The 3,927-nt window shown below is 36.4% G+C and carries 4 protein-coding genes; 2 read left to right on the forward strand and 2 right to left on the reverse strand.

What is annotated here, in order from left to right; translation table 11 throughout:
- Positions 1 to 1,258, reverse strand: a 1,258-nt coding sequence (locus ACN4EE_RS22220; protein WP_431708702.1) for a calcium-binding protein, incomplete at its 3' end; no start/stop codon positions are given.
- A gap of 669 nt (positions 1,259 to 1,927) precedes the next feature.
- Between ACN4EE_RS22220 and ACN4EE_RS22225 the strand changes: the two genes are divergently transcribed.
- Entirely contained in the window at positions 1,928 to 2,758 is an 831-nt protein-coding gene (locus tag ACN4EE_RS22225) for an inositol monophosphatase family protein (RefSeq protein WP_431708703.1), read from the forward strand.
- A gap of 47 nt (positions 2,759 to 2,805) precedes the next feature.
- On the opposite strand, the gene ACN4EE_RS22230 is transcribed toward ACN4EE_RS22225, so the two are convergent.
- Positions 2,806 to 3,021, reverse strand: coding sequence for a hypothetical protein (locus tag ACN4EE_RS22230; protein WP_431708704.1), 216 nt, complete (start codon positions 3,019 to 3,021; stop codon positions 2,806 to 2,808).
- Positions 3,022 to 3,192: 171 nt separating this feature from the next.
- Here ACN4EE_RS22230 and ACN4EE_RS22235 point away from each other — a divergent pair, with 171 nt between their 5' ends.
- Entirely contained in the window at positions 3,193 to 3,864 is a 672-nt protein-coding gene (locus ACN4EE_RS22235) for a response regulator transcription factor (RefSeq protein WP_431708705.1), read from the forward strand.
- Positions 3,865 to 3,927: the final 63 nt, after the last annotated feature.

Below are 3,927 nucleotides of genomic sequence, written 5' to 3' on the forward strand. Positions count from 1 at the left end.
GAATGGTATCATTTCCATCACCACCCAAAATAATGTCATTATCTCCCCCTCCAAGAATAGAATCATCGCCCTCTCCACCATCAATATAATCATCTCCTCTGAAACCTCGCAGAGTGTCATTACCTTCATTACCATAGATAGTATCATTTCCTGCAAATCCTCCAACATCCCCAACAATGGAATCGTTACCAGCACCTCCTTCTAGGAAATCATCTCCTTCACCACCAAAAATAGTGTCGTTACCTTCATCACCATAAATTGTGTCATTTTCAGAACCACCTAGAATAGAATCATTACCGTCGCCACCATAGATTAAGTCATTTTCAGAACCACCTAGAATAGTATCATTACCTTCATTACCGTAAATCGTATCCTCTTCAGAGCCACCGAGAATGGAATCATTACCAATGCCACCTTCGATGTAATCACTTTCTGTACCACCATCGATCGTATCATCTCCTTCACCACCGTAAATTGTGTCATTTTCAGAACCACCTAGAATAGTATCATTACCAATGCCACCTTCAATGTAATCATCTCCTTCTCCCCCTTCGATATAATCATCTCCAGTACCACCATAGATAGTATCATTTCGGTCTTCACCGTAGAGGAAATCGTTGTCATCATTCCCTTCTATGTAGTCATCTCCGTCGCCACCATAGATGGTATCTCGATCGCCTGAATCACCGAAATCCGTTCCATCCCAACCAAAAAGGCTATCATTACCTTCTCCACCATAGATGAGGTCATTACCAGAATCACCGTAGATTAAGTCATCTCCAAATTCACCATAGATAGTATCATTACCAGAACCACCATAGATAGTATCATTGCCGTCTAAAGTATCATTGAGAGTGGTATTGCCACCGTAAATAAGATCATTACCACTACCTCCTTCGATATAATCAGCGTCAATGCCACCATAAATAACATCGTTACCACTTCCGCCTAAAATGGAGTCATCTCCATCGTTACCAAAGATGGTATCATTTCCTGTATTACCAAAGATGGTATCATTTCCTAAACCACCAAAGAGTAAGTCATCACCGCTATTCCCGGTAATAATGTCGTCACCATCAAAACCATAAACGGTGTCATTACCTTCATTCCCCGAAAGAACATCGTTGTTGTTTCCTCCTTCAATGGAATCATCCCCTTCAAATCCAAAGATAATAAAATCATCCAACAAGATATCCCCAAAATCAGAGGCTAGTAATATATCGTCGAATTCTGTACCAAAAATGTTGATAGTTGCCATAATAGTTGATTGTGTTAAAAATTTGTAATTTTACAAATAATACTAACACTAAAATTTTAAAAAAAACATATAAATTTTGTGTAAAGTCTCCGTAAAATTACGCATCTAATTAAAACCCTCTTATTTCAATGGTTTTGGCGATTATTTATCGTTTAATCAAGAATTGCAAACGTATATCAATTTGTGTTTCACTAAATACTACTTTTATATTTTTTGCGTAAACATAATGCTATACAAGATTATACTGAATTTTGTTGTTCGGGTGTTGTTTGGAAAAGTTTCAGGGCTGTTTCATTTTCAAATTTTTGGTTAAGAGAAAGTAATGAGTAAAGAGTAATAAGTAATGAGTTTTGATAATTTACTATTAAAAATTGATTATTTCAAGATTTATTATTATTCCTTGAAATTTGAAGGTAAAAAATCCCCCTAATACCCTAACACCCTAACACTTGTTCAGAAGATACTTTGAAACAGCCCTGGGGGGATCAATACAGGTATATTTATTATTAGAAATCACCTTACTATTCATTATTTTTGTTTATGTCAAGGGTGATAAATACTTATGGTTGATAGCTGATGAGTCACTGCTATACTTTGAAAAGAGATAACGAATTTTGAGGAAATAAGTAAACGCCTGATTCGTCAAGCTAATCAAACAGGGGAAAAAAGATGATTTATTTTTGGCAGGAAGTATATAACTTTTGTCGGCAAATAACCCACCGTATCGGAGAAAAGTTATTAACAGATTTTGCACAACTGGAGGCGACTCGTAAGGCGGATGGTAGTCTGGTGACGGAGGCGGATAAATGGGCTGATTTTGAATTGAGAATGGCGATTAAGCAGTGTTTTCCTACTCACGGTGTTTTGACAGAAGAAACTGAGCATATTTTACCCGTTACGGATTGGTGTTGGGTTATTGATCCTATCGATGGTACAACTAATTTTACTAGGGGTATTCCTATTTGGGGTATTTCTATTGGTTTACTCTATCAAGGGATTCCTGTATTTGGATTTGTGCATTTTCCTCATCTTCATCAAACTTATCATGGTTATTTTTGCGAAAATACGGGGTTAAATAGTCCTAAAGGTGCTTATCTCAATAATAATCCTATCTATACCAGTGATGATCTTCCTAGTTTTAATCATGTGGTGATGTTATGCAATCGTAGCTTGGATATTCTGCAAAATCCTTTCCCTTGTAAAATTCGCATTACGGGGGTGACTAGCTATGATTTAATATCCGTAGCTTTTGGTGCTACACTAGGTGCGATCGAAGCGAGTCCGAAAATTTGGGATATTGCTGGGGCTTACCCTATCTTAAGGGGGGCAGGAGGAAATTTGGTACATCTAGCTCGATCGAATTTTCCGTTAACGAGAGGAGTCAATTATGGAGATGTGGGTTTTCCTTGTTTGGCGGTGGCGCAAGATAGCCTGATTTCTACCTTTAAACCTTTAATTGAAGCTAGTGGCATTCATCGCAAATTAGCAATTTCTAAATAGGCGTTTTTTGGTTAACTTAACAGGCAAGATGCCTGTTTCACAAGAAACTAATTTTTATGACGATTATAGGCTTTAGCAGATGCCCTAATCCAGATGGAGGCGGCGATCGAAAATGGTATCATAGCAGATAGAATGCCTGTAATAAAAGCATGATTTTGGGCAAAGGGTGACACAATAAACATTAAAACAATGCCGAGGCAATAAATTAATCCTAAGAAGGGTAAACCAATAACGAGAAATGCAAAACGGGTATCTTTATCCATGATGACTCTGTGATAAATTAGATAAATTAGTAAAAAATAAAAACGAAGATCAGAAGATCATAGTCACACATAAATTATAATGAGAAATATTATTAATAACCTAGATAAAATAATTTTCCAAGATTTTACAACTTACAACTAATGTCTCTATGGCAGATAAACGATCGAAATATGAATAAAATTTTAGTGATAGAAGATGAACAAAAACTGGCAAAATTTTTGGAATTGGAATTACAATACGAAGGTTATGAGGTAGTGGTAGTTAATGACGGCGTAACAGGTTTAGCCACTGCTAAAGAAATTAATCCCGATTTAATTCTTTTAGATTGGATGTTACCAAGAATATCAGGTTTAGAAATTTGTCGCCGTTTGCGCACTTCAGGTAGTAAAGTCCCTATTATATTATTAACTGCTAAAGATGAAATTAACGATCGAGTAGCTGGATTAGACGCAGGTGCTGATGATTATATCCTTAAACCGTTTAATGTACCAGAATTATTAGCAAGATTCCGCGCTCATTTACGCCGTAGTAATGAAGAAGATCCAGATCAATTACATTTTCTTGATCTTAGCCTTAATCGCCGTACAAGGGAAGTAAAAAGAGGACAAAGATCGATCGAACTCACCGCCACAGAATATGATTTAATGGAATATCTAATCTCCAATCCTCGCCAAGTGTTAACCAGAGATCAAATTTTACATAAAGTGTGGGGTTATGACTTTGGAGGCGATTCCAATATCATAGAAGTTTATGTTCGTTATTTGCGATTAAAACTCGAATCCAACAAGGAAAAAAGAATTATTCAAACCGTCAGAGGAGTGGGTTATGTTTTGAAGGAATGAGTAAGAAGGAAGTAAGAAGTAAGAAGTAAGAAGTAAGAAGTAAGAAGTAAGAAGTAAGAAGTA

It is taken from the genome of Geminocystis sp. CENA526 (assembly GCF_050753365.1).
In the GTDB taxonomy this organism is placed as follows: domain Bacteria; phylum Cyanobacteriota; class Cyanobacteriia; order Cyanobacteriales; family Cyanobacteriaceae; genus Geminocystis.

Excerpts from the sequence above, each read along its gene's own strand:
- ACN4EE_RS22225 (WP_431708703.1), top strand. The coding sequence starts at position 1,928 with ATGATTTATTTTTGGCAGGAAGTATATAACTTTTGTCGGCAAATAACC.
- ACN4EE_RS22230 (WP_431708704.1), bottom strand. The coding sequence starts at position 3,021 with ATGGATAAAGATACCCGTTTTGCATTTCTCGTTATTGGTTTACCCTTC.
- ACN4EE_RS22235 (WP_431708705.1), top strand. The coding sequence starts at position 3,193 with ATGAATAAAATTTTAGTGATAGAAGATGAACAAAAACTGGCAAAATTT.